Here is a 24,671-nt window from a genome sequence, read left to right on the forward strand (position 1 = left end):
GAATACATTCGCAATCAGCTGGCAGAGGATAAGAATTACGAACAACTCACAATGAAAGAACTGTTCGACCCGTTTACGGGTGAGTCGGTAGGAAAGGGCAAATAAAAAAGCCCCTTTGAGGGGCAAGCCCGAGACCGCTCGCGGTTGGCAGACTTTCAGTGCGCCTTCTTAGGCGCTTGCTAGTACCATGCCCTTATAGGGCTGATGGAAGCCACCGGCTAAGCCGGTGGTTATGACTGTTCGCGGGAACATCATTGCAATTTCCATAGGAAAGGAAGAAACGATTCGATGAAAAAGAATAGATTTATGGCTTGGCTTCTTATTCTGAGCCTTATTTTATCCGTGAATTCACCCGGCCTATCCATCATATCCTATGCCGAAGAAACGGAAGCGTCGGTCGACGGAGGCGATGCGGAAGCGGTTAAGGAATTGCCGAAAGAGATACCGGATGTACATTCTATTACCGATCACGTCTATGAGGAAACCCCTCAAGAATCGGCGATCAAGCTGTATGAGTCCGTAAATTCGGTACGGGAACAACTGGACAAAAACCTTGCTTATATTTTGGATACTGTCCCCAATCCGGAATTCGGAACGTTAGGAGGGGAATGGTCCGTTTTATCGTTAGCCCGGGGAAACTATCCGGTTCCTGACGACTATTACGACCGGTACTACGATAATGTAGTCGGCATCGTGAAGGAGAAAGGGAACAAGCTGGACCGCAGCAAATGGACAGAGCATTCGAGACTGATATTGGCGTTTACCTCGATCGGCAAGGACGTTAAAGATGTGGGCGGCTATAATCAGCTTGATAAGCTTGCCGATTACCAAATGGTTATTAGGCAGGGAATAAACGGTCCGATTTTTGCTTTATTGGCATTGGACAGCAAAAACTATGAACTACCGTTCCTGTACGATCCTCCTGTTCAAGACGGCAAAATAGCCCAAACGACCAGGGAAGCGCTTATCCAGTACATATTAGACCGCGAAATCAATACAAATACGGCGGCTGCGGGCGGATGGGCATTGGGCGAAAAAGCAGCCAATCCGGATCCCGATATCACAGCTATGGCCATTCAAGGGCTTGCCGCTTATATCGATACGAATCCGGCCGTAAAAGCGGCAGTTGATCGGGGAATTCAGTGGTTGTCGGATAACCAGACGCCGGACGGCGGCTTTGCCAGCTGGGGCACCGTTAATGTTGAAAGCATCGCCCAGGTTGTTGTCGCTTTAACAGCGGTCGGCATCGATCCGCATACGGATCCGAGATTTGTGAAGAACGGGCATTCGGCTATAGATGCCTTGCTGACCTTCGCTGCGCCGGACGGCGGCTTTATGCATGTGAAACCGGGAGATACGGGTAACGGCGGCGCGGAAGCGGGGAAAATCGACGGCATGGCCACCGACCAGGGGACATATGCGCTTGTCGCGTACGACCGTTTTGTGAACGGAAAGAACCGCCTCTACGATATGACGGATACGGAGTCCGATAGTCCCGTCGAAATCAAGCCGGATGGGGATCGGCCCCGAATTGTTATTCCTGACGATCATCGCGATTATATTATTCCGATATCCTCAACCGACCGCGATAAAATCATAACGATTGAAATTCCCAGCGACTATAAGGCTAAAGTTTCGACCAACCTGCCTTTCGCTACCCCTCTTCCCGAAATTAAAGCCGCAAAAGGCAGCCTGTTTGCGCTGATTCCGGCAGGGGCCAAGGTGGTTCAGGGAGATGCTTCGTCGCTTGAGCTGTTGACTGAGGTAACCGTAACGGAGGCGATGACCGAGCAAGTTGCCGCGGCCGTTCCGCAAGGGAAGAAACTGGACGGCATCGCGCGCGCTTTCTCCATGGGCGGCCCGGCGAGCGTCGAATTCAGCGATTATGTCGTTTTGACGTTCCAAGGTTTGAAGGGGAAGGAAGCCGCCTATATCCAAGAGGAAGCGGCGAAACTGATCCCGAAGTATGCGGGGGACGCTGAGGGACTTAGAAGCGGCAAACCGGATTATGCGTACGACAACGGTAACTATCTTGTCGTGAAAACGAAGCATTTCACCGACTTTGTAGCCTATTCGTCCAGTAGGGCGGAAACGCCGGGCGGGGGCGAGAACGGCAACGGCGGCAATGGCGGCGGAGGGAACGGCGGCAGCGATGGCGGCGGAGCCACTCCGCAACCGAAAAAGTATGCAACGATCTCGGTCGATAAACGGACGATCAATAAAGGATACGTCGTGCCTGCGACCAAGGTAGAGCTGCAATCCGGCGACACGGCCTGGTCGTTATTGAAGAGAATGCTTGACGAGCGCGGGATTAGCTACGAATATGAGTGGAATTCCAAATATGAAAGCGTCTATGTGCAATCTATCGCCGGGGACGGCGAATTCGACCACGGCAGCGGCAGCGGCTGGATGTACAACGTCAACGGATGGTATCCCAACTACGGGGCGAGCAAATACATTCTGAACGACGGGGATACTCTCCAGTGGCGCTACACAACCGATCTCGGCGGCGATCTGGGGGAAGACCTAAGCAAGTGGGAACCCCTGCCGGGAATGCCGGCATCCGGCGGCGCGGGAGCGGCGATCGATCCGAACGACAGAACGCCGGTCATCGAAGTGCCCAAACATATTCAACGAGACTATATCGTCAAGATTACGAAAGAATTGGCCAAGGCCGAATCGATTACGATTAACATACCCGAAGACGTAAAAGCGAAAGTCATCGTAAACGTGGAAGATGTCAAAGACGATATCCCGATGATAAAGGCGAATAAAGGCGATATCTCGGTGGTCTTCGCCAAGGGTACGCGACTTACGGCCGGCGACGGCCACATCGAACTGTTCGCATGGATCGACCCCGGTCAGTCTGCGCTGCAAAAGCTTGTGAAAACCGCCGTAACCGGGAACGAAACATTCGATAAGATCGTTCGCGCCTTTATGATGGGCAATGCCAAGCAAACGGCGGAATTCGATAAACCGCTCATCTTCGCGGTGAACAACGGCAAGGGGCTGCTCCCCGGATTGATTGAACAAAACGAGTTTACGCCTATTGCCATATACGAATCGGAGGAGCAAGGGGCGCAAGCAACCAAAGACGGGGATCACGCGCCTTACGCCTTCGCGAAAGGCAATGATCTGTATGTGAAGGCGTACCGGATGGCGACCTTTGTCCTCTATACGACTGGCGAGAAAGCGGCAAACCAAGGCGATTCGGCACAACAGGATTTGCGGGAACGCTATGCGGATGCCGATGCCATCTCGGCTTGGGCGTATGAAGCGGCCCGCAAGGCGACGCAACAGGGATGGATCCAGGGCAACGACGGAACATTCAAGCCGAAATCGAATGTGACCAGAGCGGAATTCGCCACAATATTGGCTAATACTCTAGGGCTTCGCCCGCAGACGTACCAGGCAGCCGACTTTGGGGATGTGGCTCAAGACGATTGGTATTATCCTTATGTCAACGCCGCTGTTGAAGCCGGCTGGATGACGGGATATAACGATCGATTTCATCCGAACGAACCGATCACTCGCGAGCAGATGGCCGCAACGTTGGCAAGAGCTCTCGATCTGAAACCGGCCCAACCCTCCGCCGTCCCGAAAGATCTGGATTCGGTGTCGGCATGGGCGAGAACGGATGTGGAAACCGTCGCGGCGCTGCAGTTGATGACGGGGCATGACGATAGATTCTATCCGCAAGATGCGGTGACCAGAGAAATGGCGACCGTTGTCGCCGTAAGAGCTTATGAATCGCAAACCGGGAACCGTCCGAAAGAAAAGGCCGAGGTAAAGATCCAGGCGGTGCAAAAAAAAGAGCGTCCGGAGATTCGAAAGCGGATCGACGAAACGGCGAAGTTTCTGCAAGAAACGATTGCCGATCCGGGGATTTCCACGATTGGCGGAGATTGGACCGTATTCGGCCTTGCCCGTTCGGGCGTCAAGGTGCCGGATGGATACTATGACAAATATTATGCGAACGTAGAAAAGACATTAAAGGAAAAGTCCGGGAAGCTGCATCGTGTGAAATATACGGAGTACGATCGGGTCATCCTTGCGCTCACGTCCATCGGCAAAAGCGTGGACGACGTCGCCGGGTATAACTTAAGGGAACCGCTTGCCGATTTCGATACATTGGTGAAACAAGGCATTAACGGTCCCATCTTCGCCCTGATCGCGCTGGACAGCAAGCGTTACGATATCCCTGTCGTGAAGGAAGTGAAAACGCAAACGACAAGGGAGAAATTGATCGAATTGATATTGAATAGAGAAATCGCCGGCGGCGGATGGGCGTTAGGGGAAAAGCCCGAAGCGCCCGACCCGGATATTACGGCCATGGCCATCCAAGGGCTTACGCCGTATTATCAATCCGATTCCCGCGTTAAGGCGGCAGTTAATCGCGGCGTCGCCTGGCTGTCGAAGGCGCAGAAAGCGGACGGCGGTTATGCCAGTTGGGACTCCGACAATTCGGAGAGCGTCGCCCAGGTGATCGTCGCTTTGACCGGACTTGGCATCGACCCGCACACGGACAAACGATTTGTCAAAAATAAAAAATCGGCCGTCGACGCCTTGCTGAGCTTTGCCGCTCCGGGCGGCGGGTTCTACCATATCAAAGCGGGCGGAACGGATAACGGCGGGGCGGGGCCGGGCGAAGTCGATCTGATGGCCACGGATCAAGCGATGTATGCATTGGTCGCTTACGACCGTTTTACGAAAGGGCTCCATCGTCTCTATGATATGACGGATGTGAAATAGCAAGGTGGGCGAATCCGATGAAACATAAACGATGGTTGACGGCGTTGCTTATTTTGGCCGTATTAGCGATCGCGTACTTCTCAACCGGGGGCGGCGGCGCAAGGACGGATGAGGCCGGCCCCGGCCTTGCCGTTCAGGCGGACGATGTTAGCGGGCAAGACGGCGAACCGGGCAAGGACGAAGGGAAGACGGCGGTCGCGGAGGAAACGGAACCGACGAAAGATCAATATCTAACCGACCCCGTTCCGGAGGGAAAACCGAAACCGGTGGAATGGCAGGATGTCACTTTAAACAAGGACAAAAAATTAACCGCCACGTTGTCGGTAACCTGCTACACGATATTGGACAATATGGATCTGTTCAATAAAGACAAGCTTGAGGTGCTGCCGGAAGACGGTGTCATTTATCCTGCTCAAGCCGTGACGTTCTACGAGGGCGAGTCCGTGTTCGACGTATTGCACAGAGAGATGAAGGAACATCAAATTCATATGGAATTTTCCATGACGCCGATCTACAACAGCAACTATATCGAGGGCATCAACAATATTTACGAATTCGACTGCGGCGAATTAAGCGGTTGGATGTATAAGGTGAACGGATGGTTTCCCAACTACGGCAGCAGCCGCTACATGCTGAAGGACGGGGATGTCGTCGAATGGGTATATACATGCGATTTAGGCCGCGATGTCGAAGGAGGATGGGCGGCTGCGGGAGGAGAGAACGGTGAGGGATAGTTTTTCTTCTTTTCATCCGCTTGTCAATTTTGTTTATTATGCCGCGGTATTGGCTTGCAGCATGCTATTTATGCATCCCGTTCTGCAAATCATATCGCTCGCAAGCGCTGCAATCTATTCGGTCACGTTACAGGGTATGAAGGCAATCCGATTTCAATTGCTATATATGCTGCCGCTGTTATTGTTCATGGCGGTTCTCAATCCGGCCTTTCATCACGCGGGCGTTACGATTCTGTTCTATCTGAAAAGCGGGAATCCCGTTACGCTGGAGTCCGTTCTGTTCGGCGCGGCGGCAGCCTGCATGTTTATCACGGTTATCTTATGGTTCTCCTGTTACAATGCCGTGATGACGTCGGATAAGTTCATTTATCTTTTCGGAAAAATACTGCCTTCGCTGTCGCTTGTTTTTTCGATGACGCTTCGTTTCGTACCCAGATATACGGCGCAAATCAGGGCGATTTCCCGCGCGCAGCGATGTATCGGAAGGGACGCGACGCAAGGAAGCTTGGCCATGCGGGCGCGGAATGGGTTGACCGTCCTGTCTGTCATGGCGACCTGGGCGTTGGAAAATGCGATCGAAACGGCAGATTCGATGAAATCCAGAGGATACGGCTTGCCGAACCGCACCAGTTTTTCCATCTATCGATTCGACAACCGGGATAAGGCCGTCTTGTCAATCATGACGGGATTCATCGCCATTGTGGCTATTGGCGCCGTTATGGGGCAAGCTGCGATGCGTTTCTTTCCTTCCTTGAAAATGGTAGAGATGTCGCCGTTCAGTATCGTCGTGTACGCCGCTTATTTCGTTCTATGCATGCTGCCCGTGATCATCAATTTGGCGGAGGGTCTGAAATGGAAATTTATCGAATCCAGGATGTAAGCTTTACGTTTCCCGGCCAAGATCGCAAGACGCTCTCCCATCTTAAACTATCGGTGCAAAGCGGAGAGTTTGTGACGATTTGCGGCAAGTCGGGCTGCGGCAAAAGCACGCTGCTTCGGCAGTTAAAGCCCGTTCTTGCACCGCACGGCAAGCGAAGCGGGGACATTTATTATCGCGGCCGGCCGATCGAAGAAATGGACCGCCGCACACAGGCGGCGGAAATCGGATTCGTGCTCCAAAGTTCGGACAATCAAATCGTAACGGATAAAGTATGGCATGAGCTTGCTTTCGGGCTGGAGAGTCTAGGTTTCGACAATCGCACGATACGTTTGCGCGTGGCGGAGATGGCCAGTTTTTTCGGAATTCAGACATGGTTTCATCACCGGGTGACCGACCTTTCCGGGGGCCAGAAGCAGCTTCTCAATTTGGCTTCCGTGATGGCGATGCATCCTTCCGTCTTACTTCTGGATGAGCCAACCTCTCAGCTGGATCCGATTGCGGCGGCGGATTTTTTGGAAACGGTGAAAAAAATAAACCGCGAACTTGGCACAACCGTCATTATGACAGAGCATCGTCTGGAAGACGTCCTTCCGATATCGGATCGTCTGGTCGTCCTGGATCGGGGAACGATCGTTGCGGACGCCGCTCCGCGAAAGGCCGGAGAAGCGCTGCGCGCCATGCGGCATCCGATGTTCGTGTCGATGCCGGCGCCGATGCGGATTTATGCGGCAGTCGACAATGATTTGCCTTGTCCCGTGACGGTGAAGGAAGGCCGCACATGGCTTCAAGCTTACCTAGACGGCAAAACGGCCAGGCATGCGGCCACCGAGCGGGAAAGCCCGGCGGATGCCCCGCGGCCCGTCGCCGTGAAGTTCAAAGACGTGTGGTTCAAGCATGACAAGCAGGGTCCCGACATTATTAAAGATTTGTCGTTCGAAGTGAAGGAAGGGCAATTCTACTGCATCGTCGGGGGAAACGGAACGGGAAAGACGACGGCGCTCTCCCTGATTAGCGGGATCTATCGCCCTTATAGGGGGAAAGTGCTCGTCGGGGGCAAGGACCCTGCCAAGATGAGCGCCAGAGAGCTTTTTACGAGAAATATAGGCGTGCTGCCGCAAAATCCGCAAATGCTGTTTGTGAAAAAAACGGTAGAGCAAGATTTATATGAAATGCTCGCGCAAACCGACCTGACGCGGGAAGAAAAGGCGGATAAAGTGAAAGCGGCCGCTTCGTTTGCGGAACTCGAACATTTGCTGGACATGCATCCGTACGACTTGAGCGGAGGGGAGCAGCAGCGGGCGGCGCTCGCCAAGGTGCTTTTATTGGAACCGGCAATCCTGCTGCTCGACGAACCGACCAAAGGGTTGGACGGATTTTTCAAGGAAAAGCTTGCGCTCTTTCTAAAGAAGCTGAACGCGGACGGAGTGACGATCATGATGGTTTCGCATGATATCGAGTTTTGCGCCAAGCATGGAGACGTTTGCGCCATGTTCTTCGACGGGAGCATCGTCACGTCGAATGAGACAAAGCGATTTTTTGCGGGCAACAGCTTTTATACGACCGCGGCCAACCGTATGGCGCGCCATATATGGAGCGAGGCGGTAACCGCAGAGGATGTGATCGAACGATGCCAACGCAGCGGAGCGAAGATCGTCGGTTAAGACGAAGAACGATACTGGCGTCGGCGCTTATTCTTATTGTCATTCCCGCTACGATCATGGCGGGTGTGTTCCTGTTAAACGACCGGAAATATTATTTTATCAGTTTGTTGATTGTGCTGTACACGATGATTCCTTTCGCCTTCGTATTCGAGCATCGAAAGCCGCAGGCGCGGGAGCTCATCGTTATCGCGGTATTGGCAGCCATCGCCGTTGCGGGGCGGGCGGCGTTTTTCATGCTGCCGCAGTTCAAACCTGTGGTGGCGATCGTTATGATTGCCGGTGTAAGCCTGGGGGCGGAAGCGGGTTTTCTGGTCGGCGCGGTGGCGGGATTCGCCTCCAATTTTTTCTTTGGGCAAGGGCCATGGACGCCGTGGCAAATGTTCTGTTTCGGCATCATCGGTTTTTTGGCGGGCATTTTGTTTCGAAAAGGGCTGCTCAAGAAAACGAAGCTTTCTTTATGCGTATTTGGAGGATGTTCGACTTTCATCGTTTACGGCGGTATTATTAATATCGGCTCAGTGCTGATGTATACGCCGCAATTTTCATGGGAGGCGTTGCTGGCCGCTTATATTTCGGGTTTTTGGTTCGATATGGTGCATGCGGTCGCGACGGTATTTTTTCTTTTCATTCTTTCGCGGCCGATGCTCGAAAAATTGGATCGAATCAAAACGAAGTACGGACTTATCGAACCGTAATTCGCTACGAGACTCATCAATTATGGAAATTCGATGAAAAACGGGAGGAGGGCAACTCGTTGGAGAAGGTTACCGTGACTGCTCATCGATAATACGACGTACGTGCCGGTGCGATCGGTTGCAGAGGCGTTAGGCGCAACCGTTCGGTGGGACGGCAAGGAAAGAAAAGTGGAAATTACGAAATAAATGGTCTTGGGCCTACCGGGCAAACGGCCATGCTTCGATTGGACAATTGACATAGGATACAGTAAAGAGTCCGATCGCGGAGGTGTTCATGCATTGGCCTGTTCCGGTACGAGCAGAAGAAAAAAGAGGAGAAGCATCAAACGGCGGTTTACCGTAACGAAAAAGAGAAAGAAATCAACTTGTTTCAGGATTGTGACAACATCAAAAAAGGCGTCGAAGATTAAGAAGCGAAAGAAATGGCTAATTCGAAAACGATGCCGGCAACGGAAAAAGTATAGGATCGGCCGATTAAAACGCTATCGCTTCCGGTATCGCTTCGCCAGAGCGGCATATCCCCGCGCATGGAGAGCGCCGCTGAGAGCGGGCAGTCCGCCGCAAGGCGATCCGAGCCCCCAAGCCGGTCCTCAAGGAGTGCCGGGAGCGCAAGGCATGCGAGGAGAGTCTGGACCCCAGGGTCCGCCGGGTCCGGAAGGGAAGCAGGGATTGCGGGGGGAAGCTGGAGCCCGCGGGCCGGCGGGAGAGTCCGGCGCGAAGGGAGAGCCGGGCCGCGATGGGTCGCCGGGGGAAGCTGGAGCGACGGGCCCTCAAGGCGAGCGGGGCTTGCCGGGGCTGCCTGGCCCGCCGGGAGAGCCCGGTCCCCAAGGAGCGCCAGGTCCGTCGGGTCCGCCCGGCCCCCAAGGCGAGCGGGGGCCTGCCGGATCGCCCGGACCCGAAGGAATGCCGGGCGCGCAAGGCGAAACGGGCCCTCCCGGCCCGCAGGGTCTCCCGGGGCCCCAAGGTCCGCAGGGCCCTCAAGGGCCGCAAGGACCTCCCGGCGGCCCGGTCACCGGCATCAACATTATCCCGACCGTGAACCGATATTATTATATTCCCGAATCGAATATTGAATTGTCGGACCCGGAGACGATTCCGGCTGAAGATTTTACTGACGATAACGGAAATCAAGCGGCGGAATTTGCAGGATTGGGAACGAACGGATACAGCAACTTATCGATTAACGGGATTCTTCAGGAAGGCCGAATGTACAACGTCGCGCCGAACGCGCTTACGTTGAACGCTACGGGGGATACCATCTACGCCGGTTCCCCGATCATATTGGAAACCGTTCAATTCATAGGGGAGCTAGTCTTTTAAAAAATGATATAAAAGAATGAATAGAATGGCCGTCTCCCAACCTCTATTTATCGCATTAAATAGAGGGAGAGGAGGTGAACCTGATGGCAGTGACAAAACCGTTTCTTCTGTCTTTGCGATATGCTTCCACCATCGGAGACGGAACGGGGACGGGCGCTACCTTTGCGATTGCCGCTACAGCCTTCACGGATGATACCGGTGCGGCTGTGACGGCATTTCCAGCGACATACGCATTCTACAATCTTTATGTTAACGGCGTGATCCAGCAAGGTGACGCTTCGACGCTCAGCACGACGGCCATTACGATTCCGGACGGCAATTTGCTTAATCCCGGAAATCCGGTAACCGTTGAGATCGTTGTAAACTGACAGAAGATGTCGACAATGCAGCTTGCTTGTCGGCATACATATGATAACTATTAAAAATTGATATAAATGCTGCGGTTGCCTTGTCCATACGTTTTCTACCACTCCGGCATAGAATGAAGTATCTTCCAAAAGGAGTTGAATGCTAAATGGCTGTGCAGTTCATTGATTACAACGCGAGCGTGCCGACGCCGGTTTCCGGCGGCGTGGCAATCCCGGTACCTATCACTCCGGCAGGCGTAGGGATTGCGTCTTTCAGATTAACGGTTCCGGGCGTCCCCAATTTCGTAGATTTGAAGGCGGTTGTAGGCGTACGCGGAGATACAGGCGTTTCAGACGTCTTGTTGCGCATTTTCCGCGACACGAATGTCATCTATTATGTGCGTCAAGGGATCGAATCCGGTTTTGAAAAGTATTATTCAGTTCCTGTCCAGTTCACCGATGCAAATGTTGCGCCAGGCGTTCACGATTACACGCTCTCCATCGAAAATTTATCGGCGGGTACGAGCGCGACGGTGATCGGTCCGATCGCTTTCAGCGGTATTTTAACCACGTAATTCAATTCCGGATACGAAATTTGCGTAAAGAGGCCGGCTCCCAAAACCTTGGGGGGGCGGTCTCTTTGTTGCTGCGGCCTTCATTCCTGCACGGGGAAAAATGATAAAAAGAGATGTGGTGCGTGGAATGATTCTGTTATAATGTGGGGTGGGAATGATTTCCTGAAAGTGACTATGCAAGCGAAAGAGAGAGCCGATTCAAAGATAAATACGGATAGGAGCCACATACATATGCATAGCAGATCGATGGTGTATCTGGGGTTAATCGTCAGTTCGGTCATTTGGGGATTCAATTTTGGCATTTCACGTTTGATCATGGAATCATTGCACCCGGCTACGCTTGCTTTTCTGCGGTTTGCCGGAGCGGTGCCGCTCTTTTTTATCGTCTTAAAGCTTAAGGAAGGAAGCGTACTTGTCGGATGGAAAGATATGATCAAGCTGCTGTTCCTGGGATTGTTTGGCGTCGCGGTTTTGGAAATCGGCGTGCTCTATTCGATTCAGTTAACGACGTTGGCCAACGCATCATTGCTTAACGTTGGGCCCTGGCCTATCTTTACGATGCTGCTTGCTCCGTTGTTCACGAACGAGAAAATAACGGCGCGCCTCATGATCGGCGGAGGATTGGCATTTATCGGCGTCGTGCTGATCATCCTCGGCGGGGGACAAGGATTGGATTTCGGATCCGAGCATTTATGGGGCGACCTGATATCGCTTGCGATCAGCTTGCTCGGGGCATTGTTTAATTTGGCCTGCATGCCTTTAATGAAGCGTTACTCCGCGCTGCGCGTCAGCACCTGGTATATCTTGTTCGGCGTATTGTTTATGTTCCCGTTCACATGGGGGACGTGGACGACAATCGATTGGGCCGCGCTAGACGCGGTGAAATGGATAGCGATCTTCTATAATATTGTGCCTGCCACATTTTTCGCGTTTTTCGTATGGAATTACGGCATGCTCAAAGCCGGCGCCAGCCGGGCCAATTTTTTCCGTTATGCCGTGCCCGCCACCGCCGTTGCGGCAGGTTATTTGATGTACGGTGAGGTTGTCAAAGGTTGGCAAATCGCCGGCGGCGTGCTGATTGCGGCCGGATTGGTCTGGGTCACGCTGGAGAAAACGGGCAAGGCGGCTCCGGAGCAAGCAATCGTACAGAAACAGGCTTAGAATTGTTCTTCGATATATTCGCGCATATGCTCGACCGGAACCGCCAGACCGACGTTGATCGATTCTTCTTCGCGTTCGATTTTGGATGTGGCGAACACGACGGCGATCACTTTGCCGTTCCCGTTTATGACTGGGCTTCCGCTATTTCCTTTGTAGATCGGGGCATCGATCATCATAACCGGCAAATCCCAACCGGTAAGCGAGGTTAGCCCGAGAATCACGCCTTCATTGGCGATTTGATAGAAGGATAAAGGGTTGCCGACCACATAAACGGAGTCTCCGGCTTGCCATTGCGATTCCGTCTCCAATTCCAGCGTAGGAAGATCGTCATGATCGCCGCGAATTTTCAAGATCGCGGTGTCAATCGCCGGATCGCTAAAGACAACGTCTGCGGCATAGATATCCCCTCGAAGAAAACTGACGGTGCCGACCTGCATCCGGTCGATCACGTGCTGGTTCGTAATAATGAGGCCGGTTTCGTCGATATTGAATCCGGTGCCTTTGCTGCCGTCGGTATTTACGCCGACAACGGCTTGCTTATATTGCCGAATCTGTTCCTTCTGCGACAGCTCATTGTTTTTTTGCAAAAAACGGATCGCCGGGAGGCTGTATATTTGCGGCAGGAAGGCGATCAAATTGCCGAACAGCATCACGGCAAGCAAGCCCGCCAACGTTCTTCTAATCCATTTTCTTCGCTTCTCGGCTTGCCGTTCTCTCTCTTCTTCATCTTCGTCTTCCTCCTCCCAGAAACCTTCCTCCTCCCATTCGTAAATCGGTTGTTCCGCATCGTCTGTTGGTTTTAGCGCGTCTTTATCATCGTTCGCCGCATGATTTTTAATAGCATTCTCCCCCTCTCCGAATGGCTCCATACCCTATTATATCAAACCTCAATCAAGCGATCTCTCTTTTTGCCGCGGCAAAAATTCCGCCCGCAAACCGAATTTTATTCCGCCTGCGGACCGATTATTTTCCTTTATAACCATGATAAGGTTTGGTAAGAGCGTGAAATAAGGAAAAGAAGACTAGAGGCGGTGAAATCTATGGAAAAGAAAAGTACGCTTGGAGTGTTTAAAAACGACAATTACCGCAAATTGTTTTCGGCGACGGTGACATCGCAAATGGGCAGGGAGATCGGCATGAGCGCCTTCGCCTTTTATTTGCTCGAACGTTTCGGAGAGCAGCCGGTTTATACGACGTTAACGCAAATGATGTATTCGTTGCCGACGTTGGTCGTTTTTTTTATTGTCGGCGTAGTGGCCGACCGGATGGACCGGCAGAAGATCGCCGCGAACAGCGATTGGATCAGCGCCGGGCTGTCGATCATGTTTCTCGGCGCGGTAACGCTGGGCTGGATGCCGCTCATCTTTGCGATTTTATTTCTGCGCAGCGCGGTCGCCAATTTCTTCGCTCCGGCGGAGGCGGCGATGGTGCAAGGGGTATTGCATAAGGACGAGTATACGACCGCGGCGGGATTAAATCAGATGGTCATGAGCGTCTTTATGCTGTTCGGCACGGCGCTTGGCCTGTTTTTCTACCGTTTTATCGGCATCCAAGGAGCGATCCTGGTCGACGCGGCGGCTTTCCTCTTGTCGGGCTGGTTTATCCGCACATGCCGCATGAGCGACAAGGTACGCCTTCCCAACGGGAGAACGACATGGCGGCAACTCCAATTCGGCAATGTCGTTCGCGATTTTAAAGACGGAATGATCTATATTTTGAAAAACAAATTGCTTCTCGCAATTATATCGGGTTTCTTCTTGTTTGGCATTGTGAATGGCGGGTTTTCCGTGCTGTTCATGTACGTAACGAAATACAAGCTGGACCCGGTCCGTTATGAAACGAGCATGGTGGCGTTGTCCATGTTATTCGGCGTTGCCATTATGGCGGGAAGCATATTTGCCACGTTCATGGCGAAGAAGGTGAAGCTGTATCAAATGTTGATCGGCGGAATTCTCATGGCCGGCATTCTCGTTACGCTCAGCGGATTTGCTTCGTCGAAAGCGGTATTTTACGGCCTCGCGTTTTTTACCGGATTAACGCTAGGTCCGATCAACGTAGCGATCGGCGGCTGGATGCCGCAAATCGTAGATCCGAAAATGATGGGGCGGGTGCAGGGCTGGATCAATCCGCTCATGATGCTGGCGCAAACGGCGACATTGGGCGTGATCGCGGTGGCGTTCCCGCGGTTTATTAATGTAGATATGCTCTTCTACGGCATCGGAACCGTAATCCTGATCGTCGCTGTTTATTATATTGCCACTTTGCCGAGATTGGCGGCGAAGCATCAGCAACAGACGGAGCAGGCGCAGGTTGTTACCGGCTGATTTGAACATTTCGAAGGAGAGGGTACGGTGTTTAAACGGATGACGGTCGGGCATACCCCGGCCATTAGAAACCGTCAGGGCGACGGAGTTTCATCGGGCGTCGCCCTGATGGAACAAATGAATGCCGGCGGGTTAAAGCAATGGGTCGTTATCCGCGGCCATCATACCGGCAATCCGCTTTTGTTGTTTCTGCACGGCGGTCCGGGAGCTTCGATGACGGGGGCGTTGCGAAAGTATAATGCGGAACTGGAACAGGCTTATACGGTCGTCAGTTGGGACTATCGCGGGGCCGGCAAAAATTACGATCCATCGATAGCGCCGGAAACGATGAATATCGGTCAGCTTGTTTCGGATGCACGCGACATCGTCATGCAGCTTCTCGATCGATTCGATCAACAAAAATGCTTTGTTGCGGGCGCATCTTTCGGCGCCGTCGTCGGAATGCGTTTTGTTCAAGCTTTTCCGGATTTGGTTCACGCCTATATAGGCGTGAACCAGCCACCTGCCCCGCGGAGGAGGAACGGCTTTCCTATGAGTTTGCATTGGAAAAGGCCCGCCAAACAGCGAATGGCAAAGCCGTCCGGGAATTGGAGCGGATTGGCGCCCCCGAACAAGGCTTTTACCGCAACAAGGAAAACTTTGTTAAGCAGCGGAAATGGTTGACGAAGTTGGGAGGGGCGACCTATGAAAAAAGCACCTTCCGAATCAATATCATGAGCAATTTGTTTACCCCGGAAATATCGTGGAAGGATCGATTCCGGTTTGTGAAAGGATTTTCGTTCTCGAATCGATATCTATGGCAGGAGTTTCTGCGCTGCAATCTGTTCGCGCAAATTCCCGAAGTACACACGCCTGTTTATTTTATTACGGGCCGGCACGATCGGATCTGTTTCTTGCTGGAACGATACGCTTCTCTGCTTGAAGCGCCGCAAATCGAGCTTGTCGTTTTCGAACGTTCCGGCCATCTCGCTTGTTTCGAAGAACCGGACAAATTTAACGAGTTCCTGATTCGCCGCGTACGGAAGGAAATTGTGCCGTGACGACTTCTACAAATGCTTGAAGGGGACGCCTCGGAGCCCGCGATTTCGGGTCAGGCGTCCTCCGTAGATCGCAAAATTACTTGCATATACAAATAATATATGTTACATTTTAAATATCGGTTATGAAAAAGTCTCGACGCTTGGTATACTGAGTACGTATGAAGTTACCGAAACTAACGCTAAAGAGGGATAACGATGGACCGGAAACAACAGGTTTGGAAGATGCTGGGGTTCCAAATCGGCCAGACGACCAAATTGTTGCAGAACAAGATGCAGATCAACTTCAAGAATGCAGGTTATGATATTACTTTTGAACAATGGACAGTATTGCTTTCGTTGTGGATTAAGGACGGCCGCAGCCAGCAAGATCTGTCTATGGAGACCAAGCGCGATCAAACGAGCCTGTCCAGGCTGCTTGATAATATGGTCCGCAAAAATCTGATCGTTAGAGTGCAGAACCCGACAGACCGTCGAACCAACTTGATCTACTTGACGCACAAAGGCAGGGAGTTGGAACGACCGTTGATTGAACAGGCCGAACAACTTAATCATCAAGCTGTAGAAGGGATCGATGAAAGCGACTTGGTTCTGTTTCATAAGATGCTGGGCAAAATTATCGACAATCTAAAATAATGTAATGTCAATTACTTGTATATACATATATTCCAACAAGGGAGGAATTTTTATGAATATTGATCGTTATTTTAATCGGTTGAATGTCGCCGGACAACAAGCAGCGGATCGATTATCGTTTCTGGAATTGCTGCAAATGCGGCATGTACAAACGATTTCTTTTGAAAATTTGGATATTATGGAGAAGCAAACACTGTCCATGCAATTCGGCGATTTGGAGCGGAAAATCATTGAGCGGAGCCGCGGTGGGGTTTGTTATGAATTAAACGGACTATTCCGCCATTTGTTATGTCATTTGGAATATGATGCCCGTTTAGCGGCTGCAACGACTTATATTGGCGACCGCTGGAATCCTTACGAGGATACGCATATGATGATTCTGGCCCATGTGGACAATCAATCTTATGTGGTGGAAGTTGGGTTAGGGGGGAATTCGCCTTCCAAACCTGTCCCGCTGAATGGAAAGGAAGTTCGCGATGTGGACGGCGTGTATCGAGTTGTCCGCGAAGAAGATATGTATTATTTGCAAAAAAATGAGAATCAAGACTGGAACAATCTATATCGCTTCCGAATGGATGAAAAACAGACGGAGGATTTCGTACCGTGGTGCGACTTTGTGCAAACCTCGCCAGAATCACCTTTTAACAAAAAAAGGTTTATTTCCAGAGTAACGCAACAGGGGAGAGTGACATTGTCCGGCGATTCTCTGACGAAGGTGGAAAATGGGGTGAAAGACAAACGCGTCCTGCAAGCGGATGAGATTGCGGAAGCGTTGAAGCGATGGTTTTATTTAGACGAGAGACAATGAGACAGTGCGGTCGCCGAAATTGAAAACTTGTCATGCTCGTCAAACCCGTCCGCATATTTGGCCAAGGTCCCTCATAGACATGTATCAGTGAAAAATTCATTTGTGCAGAGGGGATGATTTCATGCGTCGGATCACATGGATAGCAGCCATCGTGATGTGTGCAGCCATTATGCTCGCGGGATGCGGGAAAAAAGACGCGGCAGCAGTGTTGAAAGATTTGGATCATGTGGTCAGCAAACTGGAAAGTTATCAAGGGACGGGAACGATGATGCTGCATACCGGCCAGCAGCCTCAGGAATATCAGGTTGACGTCTGGTACCAGAATCCGTCGTATTATCGAATCGCCTTGAAAAATGCGAAAAAGGATATTACCCAAATCGTCCTGCGAAACGACGAAGGGGTATTCGTGCTGACGCCGAGTCTGAATAAAAGCTTCCGCTTCCAAAGCGATTGGCCGGAGAAGCAAGGACAGGTATACTTGTACCAAACGTTGATTCACAGCATATTGGCCGATAGCAGCCGCCAGTTTGCGACCGAGAAAGACTCGTATGTGTTCGATGTGGCGGCGAATTACCAAACCGCTTCGCTAGTCCGGCAAAAAATTTGGCTGAGCAAGGAAAATTACGCGCCGCAGCAAGTGCAAGTATCGGATGCCAATGCGAACGTCGTGGTTGAAGTGAAATTCAACCAATTCGAATTCGACAAAAAATTCGATAAAGATTCTTTCGAAATGCAGCGGAATATGACCAGCATGAATGTAACGACATTGCCGACCGTCAGCCAAGTCGACGAGAACGGCAATCCGATCGACGACGGTTCCGTCTCGATTCCGCAAGATCAATTGGCCGGCAAAACGCAGGAGCTTGGATCGTTCGGCATTATCGAACCGGCTTACACGCCGGAAGGCGTGAAGCTGCATGATACGCAGCAGATTAAAAATGCCGCCGATCATTCCGTATTGCTGCGCTATAGCGGCACATACAACTACACGCTGCGCGAGTCGAGACCGCAGGACATGGAAGTGTCCATGACGCCGGGAACGCTGTTGTTCCTCGGGCATACGGTCGGCCATTTGAGCGGGGACGAACTGAAGACGCTCGCCTGGACGTATGACGGCATCGAATACCGGTTGACGAGCGCGGATTTGCCGCAGGACGAAATGATCAACATTGCGGCGTCGCTGCAAGACCAGCCAGGCAAATAAAATAATCGTATTCTTCTCGAGGCGGCTCGCGCCCGGGAGCGAGCGGACGACGGTCTGCCCGTTCCCGGGAAGCCGCCTTTTTACAATTTAGGTGGACTAAGGAAGAAATGCCGTTTTTCATTGACAGCCAGACAACTTAACGATTAACATAATCATATTGGTTATGGAGACCGTTTTGCGACAGATAAGAAGAAGGTGGCTTGTGTGAACACATTTTATCGTTCGACGAGGGTGGAGGTATCCTTTGACGCGCTGCGTCATAATGTGGAGGAATTTCGGAGGGCGCTTCCGCGGTCAATGAAGCTGCTCGCGTGCGTCAAGGCGAATGCGTACGGACACGGAGCCGTCGAAATGACGAAAGAATTGGAACGGTTAGGCATCGACTACGTTAGTGTCGCATTTTTGGATGAAGCGATTCAATTGCGCCGGGCCGGCATAACAACCCCGATCCTCGTGTTAGGGTATACGCCTCCCGAAGGCGTAGCTGCGGCTTGGGCCAACGACATTACAATAAATGTATTCAGCGAGGAAGTGCTGCGGGAGATTGAAGCTTTAGCTTCCGGACCGCTCGATTTCGCCGGCGGATCGGATGCGGCTGTTTACGGGGAAGAACCGCGCCGGTTAAAGGTGCATGTCAAAATCGATACCGGCATGGGACGGCTCGGTTTATTGCCGGGCGAGGAGGCCGTTCGGTTCGTCGAACGAATCGGCAGGCTGCCGCAGGTGAACTTGGAAGGGATGTTTACGCATTGCGCGCGTGCGGATGAAGCGGATCCGAGCTACACGATCGAGCAGCACCGGAAATTTCGGCAAATGGCCGAAGCGGTGAAGGAGCGCGGAATCGACATTCCGATTTTGCATACGGGGAACAGCGCCGTCAGCATCGAGCGCCCCGAATGGTCCTACGACATGGTGCGCATCGGAGTCAGCCTGTACGGGCTATACCCATCGGCTGAAGTGAACCGCGAACGCGTAGCGCTGCAGCCGGTGCTTGCATTGAAGTCGCAGCTTTCATACGTCAAATCGCTTCCGCCTCATTCCGGAATCGGCTATGGGACGATTTATTTTACGGAAGGGGAGGAACGGATCGGAACGGTGCCGATCGGTTACGCGGACGGATATTCGCGATTGCTCAGCGGCAAGGCGGAAATGCTCATCCGGGGCCAACGCGTGCCGGTAGTCGGGACAATCTGTATGGACCAATGCATGGTTCGGCTTGACGCGGTTTCGTCCGAGGCGGACGAATCGCCGCTTGCGGCGGGCGAAGAAGTCGTTCTTATCGGGCGGCAAGGCGAGGAACGGATCGGAGCCGAGGAATTGGCCTCCCATGTTGGGACCATCAATTATGAAGTGATCTGCGCGCTGGCCCATCGTATTCCGCGGGTCTATATGCGCGAAGGGGAAACCGTTCACGTGTCGAACCCGTTGCTCGGATAGCAAGGTTACATTTACCAGGCAAATATTTTGTTGGAATTAGAGGGATTTCTGTTATCATTAGCGAATACATTTATGTAGGGTTGCAGCAGCTGTGCTAACTACCTTATATGCATTCGGCATATACATTCTTTTGTATAAATTTTCTTAGTTATCGACATACTGGTAGTAAAGGTTGGAAAGTTTTTGGGGGGCGAGAGCTGGTGTCCAATGTTCAAAACACGAAACGAATTATGATTAGTTTGCCGGATCATTTGCTGCAAGAGGTCGACGGCATTGTGGCAAAGGAAAATTCCAATCGGAGCGAGTTTATTAGGCAAGCGATGAAATTGTATTTGGTAGAGCGTAAGAAGCGCCATATCCGGGAATCGATGCAGCGTGGCTATTTGGAGATGGCCAAAATCAATTTGACCATGGCATCGGAAGCATTTTACGCGGAGGAAGATGCAGAGGGCACTCTTGGTCGTTTAGTGAGCGGGGTGTAAACATTGATCGTAAAGCGCGGCGACGTTTTTTTTGCTGATCTCTCGCCTGTGGTCGGTTCGGAACAAGGCGGAGTGCGGCCCGTTTTGATCATTCAAAATGATATCGGCAATCGCTTCAGCCCGACGGTGATTGTTGCCGCGATTACGGCGCAGATCCAAAAAGCGAAATTGCCGACTCATGTGGAAATCGATGCGGAAACCCACGGATTCGATCGCGATTCCGTTATTTTACTCGAACAAATTCGGACGATCGACAAACAAAGGCTCACCGACAAAATTACGCATTTGGATGAGGAAACGATGCGGAAAGTGGACGATGGGTTGCAAATCAGTATCGGATTGATCGATTTTTAAGATGAAGCAAAGGCGAGGGTGGCGCAAGCCCTTGTTTTTTTTTGCCGTTTTCGCGAGAATAGTGGGTAGACGATCTAGGGAATAGAGGAAGGGGAGTTTGACGCGTATGGAAAAAGGAACGGACCTGCCGGTTCGTGCAGCGAACGGACAGGAGAACCAGAACGCAGGATCGGACGAGTTGGCCGTTCAATTGGAACGGTTGAAGGCGGAGGAGCCGGAAAGAATAACGAAACAAATTGCGAAAGAACTTCAATTGTCCGTCAAACAGATTCGCACGACGATGGGATTGTTGGACGAAGGCAATACGATTCCGTTCATTGCGCGCTATCGCAAAGAGATGACCGGAGAGCTTGACGAGAACGAGCTTCGGTCCGTCGAAGAGCGCTTGCAATATTTGCGCAATTTGGAGGAGCGCAAGCGCGAAGTCATTCGCCTCATTGCCGAGCAAGGGAAACTGACGGTGGAATTGCAAACCGGAATTATTGCCGCCGAGAAGCTGCAGGAGGTTGAAGATTTATACCGTCCATATAGGCAAAAGCGGAAAACGCGGGCAAGCGTCGCCAAGGAACGCGGACTGGAACCGCTCGCTGCGTGGATTTGGGCGCAGCCGCAGCAAGGGGATCTGCAAGCCGAAGCGGCTCGTTATATCGATGCCGACAAAGGCGTGGCAACGGCGGAAGAAGCGATCCAAGGCGCGATGGATATACTGGCCGAGACGATCGCCGACGATGCGGCTATTCGCGCCTGGGTGCGCAAATACACGTTCGACCACGGGCTCGTTCGAACGGAAGCGAAGGATGCGGAGCAAGAATCGGTGTACGAGATGTATTATTCGTATCAAGAACCGGTTAAGAAGCTGCCCCCGCACCGGATTTTGGCCATTAACCGCGGCGAGCGGGAGGATATACTGAAGGTTGCCATTGAAGTGCAGGCGGAGCAAGTGCATGCGTATATTGCGAAGCGGGTCGTTCGCGGCGGGGGCCGGTCGGCGGTGCATGATACGATCGTCGCGGTGATCGAAGACGCTTATAAGCGATTGATTTCCCCATCGATCGAGCGCGAGGTGCGGGGCGAATTAACGGAGAAGGCGGAAGAGCAGGCCATTCAAATCTTTGCCGGCAATTTGCGCAATCTGCTGCTGCAGCCGCCCGTCAAAGGGAAGCGCGTGCTTGGCGTCGACCCGGCGTACCGCACCGGTTGCAAGCTGGCCGTTGTAGACGATACCGGCAAATTGCTGGAGGTGGCGGTGACGTATCCGACGCCGCCGAACAACAAGATCGCGGAAGCCGAAGCGAAATTTACGCAATTGATCGAGACATACGATATTGAATTGATCGTGATCGGGAACGGTACCGCGTCGCGCGAAACGGAGCAGTTCGTCGCCAATCTGATCGGCAAACTGAAAGGCAGGGAGCTCTCATACTTAATCGTCAGCGAGGCGGGAGCAAGCGTCTATTCCGCGTCCAAGCTGGCGCAGGAGGAGTTTCCGAAGCTCGATGTGGCGGAACGGAGCGCGGCGTCGATTGCCCGCCGTCTGCAAGATCCGCTTGCCGAGCTTGTCAAAATCGATCCGAAGGCGATCGGAGTCGGGCAGTATCAGCATGACGTATCGCAGAAGCGGCTTGCGGAAAGCTTGAGCGCCGTCGTAGAGTCGGCGGTAAACCACGTCGGCGTCGACGTGAACACGGCATCGCCTTCCTTGCTCGCTTACGTTGCCGGGATCAACGCGACCGTAGCCAAAAACATTGTGAAATATCGCGAAGACAACGGTAAATTTACCGACCGTTCGCAATTGCAAAAGGTTCCGCGCCTTGGAGCGAAGGCGTTCGAGCAATGCGTCGGGTTTATGCGAATTACGGACGGCGGCAATCCGCTTGACCGGACGCCGATCCATCCGGAATCTTACGCTGTGGTCGACCGGCTGTTTCAGGAGCTGAAATTGGAATTGAGCCGGCTCGGATCGAAGGAGCTTGCCGCGGCGCTGGCCCAAGTCGATCCGGAGGCGCTTGCGCCTCAGCTTGGCGTAGGCGTGCCGACGCTGCGCGACATCTTGGACAGCCTGCAACGCCCGGGACGCGATCCGCGGGAGGAACTGCCGCCGCCGATTTTCCGCACCGACGTGTTGAAGATCGAAGACCTCGCGCCAGGCATGGAGCTGCAAGGAACGGTGCGGAATGTCATCGACTTCGGAGCTTTTGTTGACATCGGGATTAAAAATGACGGCCTTGTCCATATTTCGCAGCTTAGCGATAGATTTGTAAAACATCCGATGGATGTCGTTTCCGTAGGCGATAATGTTACCGTCTGGGTATTGAACGTCGATCTGAAAAAAGGCCGCGTCGGCCTGACGATGCGCAAGCCTTCCTAATAAAAAAACAGGGTAACGGCAGCATGACAAAAGGTCATGGCGCGTTACCCTGTTCCATTTGGGCCGCGGATTCCGGCGGCAACGGCTTCGTACGGTAGAAAAACCAGCATTCGTTCAAAAGTTTGATTTGGCGGCGGTCCTTTTTTTGAAATGCTTTCATCAATTGGCTGCTTAACCACTGCGGCAACGTTCTTCCTCCCCCACGTTTCATTTATGTAGTTATACCATATGGGCGAAAAGGGGAAAGTGTGCAGGTCCTACAAAAAGGTTCCGTCGCCGGATCATTCATGAATGCGATTCCGCTTCTTCCTCGTACCATTGCTCAAGCTGCGCTTGCAGGGCGCGAATTTCGGTAAGCAAAGAAATGAGCGGATAGCTCTTTTCTTCGATCGCGGCGAAGTCGCGCTCCAACTCGTTAATGTAGGCTAACCCGCCGACGATCTCGTCCTGTTCCGTCAATAGCTCCAAATCGTTGCATTCCGCAACCGCCCGCGGCAGCGCGGGAACGTTCGCAGCGGTCAATTTATCGATTTCCTTGTTCAGGCGCAAGTTCAGCGCGCTTAGTTGATAGGCGTAATCCGCAGGCATTTCCACCAAGACCAGTCCGCCCGGGCCGTGCATAATAATGTATCTCATTTTCGCGTTCGACATTGGTTGACAAAATCTCCCCTCACATCTTACTACTTGACAGTGTAGCCTAACTTGGGCTTACAATTCAAGTAGCGCATCGGTTGGTCGGACAACCGGGCCGATTAAGGAAGGGCGGGATGAACGCGATGGACGATAAGGAACTGCAGTCTTGGGTGGAGCGCATATCCATCCATTCGTTCGGCCTTCCGTTCAAGCATAAGGCGACGTTTAACAAGCGACTGAGAGCGACCGGCGGACGTTATTTTATGAAAACCCATAATATAGAGATCAATCCGCATCAATTGGAGGCTTACGGAGCCGAGGAAGTCGAGAAAATCATTAAGCACGAGCTATGCCATTATCATCTGCATTTGCAGCGGAAAGGATACCGGCACCGCGATCCCGACTTCAAGGCGCTGCTTGCCCGCGTCGGCGGCAGCCGCTATTGCCGGTCGTTGCCGTCGGCTCAAGGGAGAAGGCGTCCAGAGCCTTACCGTTATAAACTGGTATGCGCCCGCTGCGGGACGGAATACCCGCGCAAACGGAAGGTCGATCCGCGCCGTTTCGCGTGCGGCAAATGCCGCGGGCCGCTGCGTATCTATCATATTTTGCCGCTTGACTTCCACCCAAAACCGTGATAAATTAATAATTGTCACTTTAACGTTCCCTGATAGCTCAGTCGGTAGAGCACTCGGCTGTTAACCGAGTTGTCACAGGTTCGAGTCCTGTTCGGGGAGCCATTTTCTTTGGAGAGATACCCAAGTGGCTATAAGGGGACCCTCTGCTAAGGGGTTAGACTGCGCAAGCGGTGCGAGGGTTCGAATCCCTCTCTCTCCGCCATACATAACGAATAGAGAAGAGCGAGGCTTGCGGATAGATTGTCCGCGAATACTCGCTCTTTTTGGTGTCATATCGAATTTAGCCGCTATGCGATAGATATCGTTTGACTTATTGATGACGACAGTGATACAATAGGGGCAGTTTGCGGGGGGACTGTTCGCAGTTGAGAAGGTTACAACCTGACCCTTTGAACCTGTTGGTTAATACCAGCGTAGGGAAGCGACAACTTTGCTTTGTCATGCGTATGCGCGTACAACGAGAGTGCTTTCCGCCTATAGGAAAGCGCTCTATTTTTTTATGGCGTGCCCAGCTAAGCACGCATCTTCTAGCCGGTGAAAGTCCGGTCGCGGGAAGGGCCAAGCCCCCGCGTAGCTAGGATACCTACGTATGGCGAAATCTGTACGTAGAAGCGTATCGACGAAAGTA

The 24,671-nt window shown here is 52.4% G+C and carries 24 protein-coding genes, 2 tRNA genes, 1 pseudogene and 1 riboswitch; of the genes and pseudogenes, 24 read left to right on the forward strand and 3 right to left on the reverse strand.

Translation table 11 applies throughout. The features are described from left to right. The 11 genes and pseudogenes from LQ229_RS24770 to LQ229_RS24820 all read left to right on the forward strand — a co-directional run. A pseudogene (locus LQ229_RS24770) lies at positions 1–105 on the forward strand (IS200/IS605 family transposase); the annotation flags it as partial. 183 nt (positions 106–288) lie between these two features. Beyond that, entirely contained in the window at positions 289–4,752 is a 4,464-nt protein-coding gene (locus LQ229_RS24775; protein WP_230193204.1) for an S-layer homology domain-containing protein, read from the forward strand. Positions 4,753–4,769: 17 nt separating this feature from the next. Then, positions 4,770–5,486: a DUF4430 domain-containing protein gene (locus LQ229_RS24780; protein WP_230193205.1), complete on the forward strand. Its 717-nt coding sequence runs from the start codon at positions 4,770–4,772 to the stop codon at positions 5,484–5,486. Further along, positions 5,476–6,366, forward strand: coding sequence for an energy-coupling factor transporter transmembrane component T (locus LQ229_RS24785; RefSeq protein WP_230193206.1), 891 nt, complete (start codon positions 5,476–5,478; stop codon positions 6,364–6,366). Before LQ229_RS24780 ends, LQ229_RS24785 begins: the two co-directional genes overlap by 11 nt. Further along, on the forward strand, positions 6,339–8,027 hold the full coding sequence (locus LQ229_RS24790; RefSeq protein WP_230193207.1) for an ATP-binding cassette domain-containing protein: 1,689 nt from the start codon (positions 6,339–6,341) through the stop codon (positions 8,025–8,027). The genes LQ229_RS24785 and LQ229_RS24790 overlap by 28 nt, the downstream gene beginning before the upstream one ends. Continuing rightward, positions 7,994–8,722: an ECF transporter S component gene (locus LQ229_RS24795; protein ID WP_230193208.1), complete on the forward strand. Its 729-nt coding sequence runs from the start codon at positions 7,994–7,996 to the stop codon at positions 8,720–8,722. The genes LQ229_RS24790 and LQ229_RS24795 overlap by 34 nt, the downstream gene beginning before the upstream one ends. Positions 8,723–8,806: 84 nt before the next feature. Next, positions 8,807–8,908 carry a stalk domain-containing protein gene (locus tag LQ229_RS24800; RefSeq protein ID WP_290370076.1) on the forward strand — a complete coding sequence of 34 codons (102 nt, stop codon included), beginning with the start codon at positions 8,807–8,809 and terminating at the stop codon, positions 8,906–8,908. Positions 8,909–9,100: 192 nt separating this feature from the next. Then, positions 9,101–10,042, forward strand: coding sequence for a DUF4183 domain-containing protein (locus LQ229_RS27205; protein WP_230193209.1), 942 nt, complete (start codon positions 9,101–9,103; stop codon positions 10,040–10,042). Positions 10,043–10,125: 83 nt separating this feature from the next. After that, a complete protein-coding gene (locus LQ229_RS24810; protein WP_216539141.1) occupies positions 10,126–10,410 on the forward strand; it encodes a DUF4183 domain-containing protein in 285 nt (94 codons plus the stop codon). A 146-nt stretch (positions 10,411–10,556) separates the two neighbouring features. Further along, complete coding sequence (locus LQ229_RS24815) at positions 10,557–10,964, forward strand: exosporium protein C (RefSeq protein ID WP_216539140.1); 408 nt, start codon at positions 10,557–10,559, stop codon at positions 10,962–10,964. A 231-nt stretch (positions 10,965–11,195) separates the two neighbouring features. Further along, a complete protein-coding gene (locus LQ229_RS24820; protein ID WP_230193210.1) occupies positions 11,196–12,125 on the forward strand; it encodes a DMT family transporter in 930 nt (309 codons plus the stop codon). On the opposite strand, the gene LQ229_RS24825 is transcribed toward LQ229_RS24820, so the two are convergent. Continuing rightward, positions 12,122–12,994, reverse strand: coding sequence for a serine protease (locus tag LQ229_RS24825; RefSeq protein ID WP_216539138.1), 873 nt, complete (start codon positions 12,992–12,994; stop codon positions 12,122–12,124). The genes LQ229_RS24820 and LQ229_RS24825 overlap by 4 nt on opposite strands. A gap of 171 nt (positions 12,995–13,165) precedes the next feature. Between LQ229_RS24825 and LQ229_RS24830 the strand changes: the two genes are divergently transcribed. The 10 genes from LQ229_RS24830 (at position 13,166) to LQ229_RS24875 (ending at position 22,775) form a co-directional block, all read left to right on the forward strand. Continuing rightward, positions 13,166–14,449 carry an MFS transporter gene (locus LQ229_RS24830; RefSeq protein ID WP_230193211.1) on the forward strand — a complete coding sequence of 428 codons (1,284 nt, stop codon included), beginning with the start codon at positions 13,166–13,168 and terminating at the stop codon, positions 14,447–14,449. Positions 14,450–14,476: 27 nt separating this feature from the next. Next, a complete protein-coding gene (locus LQ229_RS24835; protein WP_216539136.1) occupies positions 14,477–15,112 on the forward strand; it encodes an alpha/beta hydrolase in 636 nt (211 codons plus the stop codon). Positions 15,113–15,162: 50 nt separating this feature from the next. Continuing rightward, positions 15,163–15,489, forward strand: a complete 327-nt coding sequence (locus tag LQ229_RS24840; RefSeq protein WP_230193212.1) for an alpha/beta hydrolase — start codon at positions 15,163–15,165, stop codon at positions 15,487–15,489. A gap of 195 nt (positions 15,490–15,684) precedes the next feature. After that, entirely contained in the window at positions 15,685–16,122 is a 438-nt protein-coding gene (locus LQ229_RS24845) for a MarR family transcriptional regulator (protein WP_216539134.1), read from the forward strand. A 52-nt stretch (positions 16,123–16,174) separates the two neighbouring features. Then, positions 16,175–16,930, forward strand: a complete 756-nt coding sequence (locus LQ229_RS24850) for an arylamine N-acetyltransferase (RefSeq protein ID WP_216539133.1) — start codon at positions 16,175–16,177, stop codon at positions 16,928–16,930. Between the two features lie 121 nt (positions 16,931–17,051). Further along, positions 17,052–18,134 (forward strand): outer membrane lipoprotein-sorting protein, encoded by a 1,083-nt coding sequence (locus LQ229_RS24855; RefSeq protein ID WP_230193213.1) that lies wholly within the window; start codon positions 17,052–17,054, stop codon positions 18,132–18,134. A 204-nt stretch (positions 18,135–18,338) separates the two neighbouring features. Beyond that, the gene (alr, locus tag LQ229_RS24860) at positions 18,339–19,571 is read left to right on the forward strand and encodes an alanine racemase (protein WP_230193214.1); all 1,233 of its coding nucleotides are present in this window, start codon (positions 18,339–18,341) and stop codon (positions 19,569–19,571) included. Positions 19,572–19,771: 200 nt separating this feature from the next. Then, the gene (locus LQ229_RS24865) at positions 19,772–20,053 is read left to right on the forward strand and encodes a ribbon-helix-helix protein, CopG family (RefSeq protein WP_216539130.1); all 282 of its coding nucleotides are present in this window, start codon (positions 19,772–19,774) and stop codon (positions 20,051–20,053) included. Between the two features lie 3 nt (positions 20,054–20,056). Continuing rightward, positions 20,057–20,407: a type II toxin-antitoxin system PemK/MazF family toxin gene (locus LQ229_RS24870; RefSeq protein ID WP_216539129.1), complete on the forward strand. Its 351-nt coding sequence runs from the start codon at positions 20,057–20,059 to the stop codon at positions 20,405–20,407. Between the two features lie 106 nt (positions 20,408–20,513). Further along, on the forward strand, positions 20,514–22,775 hold the full coding sequence (locus LQ229_RS24875; RefSeq protein WP_230193215.1) for a Tex family protein: 2,262 nt from the start codon (positions 20,514–20,516) through the stop codon (positions 22,773–22,775). A 34-nt stretch (positions 22,776–22,809) separates the two neighbouring features. Here LQ229_RS24875 and cmpA read toward each other — a convergent pair whose 3' ends face one another. Both cmpA and LQ229_RS24885 read right to left on the reverse strand, forming a co-directional pair. Then, entirely contained in the window at positions 22,810–22,962 is a 153-nt protein-coding gene (gene cmpA, locus LQ229_RS24880; RefSeq protein ID WP_216539128.1) for a cortex morphogenetic protein CmpA, read from the reverse strand. Between the two features lie 98 nt (positions 22,963–23,060). Beyond that, positions 23,061–23,426 carry a hydrolase/acyltransferase gene (locus LQ229_RS24885; protein ID WP_230193216.1) on the reverse strand — a complete coding sequence of 122 codons (366 nt, stop codon included), beginning with the start codon at positions 23,424–23,426 and terminating at the stop codon, positions 23,061–23,063. A 125-nt stretch (positions 23,427–23,551) separates the two neighbouring features. Between LQ229_RS24885 and LQ229_RS24890 the strand changes: the two genes are divergently transcribed. The 3 genes from LQ229_RS24890 to LQ229_RS24900 all read left to right on the forward strand — a co-directional run bounded on the left by LQ229_RS24890 (position 23,552) and on the right by LQ229_RS24900 (position 24,245). Then, the gene (locus LQ229_RS24890; protein ID WP_230193218.1) at positions 23,552–24,043 is read left to right on the forward strand and encodes a SprT family protein; all 492 of its coding nucleotides are present in this window, start codon (positions 23,552–23,554) and stop codon (positions 24,041–24,043) included. 26 nt (positions 24,044–24,069) lie between these two features. After that, positions 24,070–24,145: transfer RNA gene (locus LQ229_RS24895), tRNA-Asn, on the forward strand. A gap of 8 nt (positions 24,146–24,153) precedes the next feature. Next, positions 24,154–24,245 (forward strand) — tRNA-Ser (locus LQ229_RS24900). Between the two features lie 136 nt (positions 24,246–24,381). Further along, a riboswitch (TPP riboswitch) is annotated at positions 24,382–24,481 on the forward strand. Positions 24,482–24,671: the final 190 nt, after the last annotated feature.

It is taken from the genome of Paenibacillus sp. CECT 9249 (genome assembly GCF_918697855.1).
Classification (GTDB): domain Bacteria; phylum Bacillota; class Bacilli; order Paenibacillales; family Paenibacillaceae; genus MSJ-34.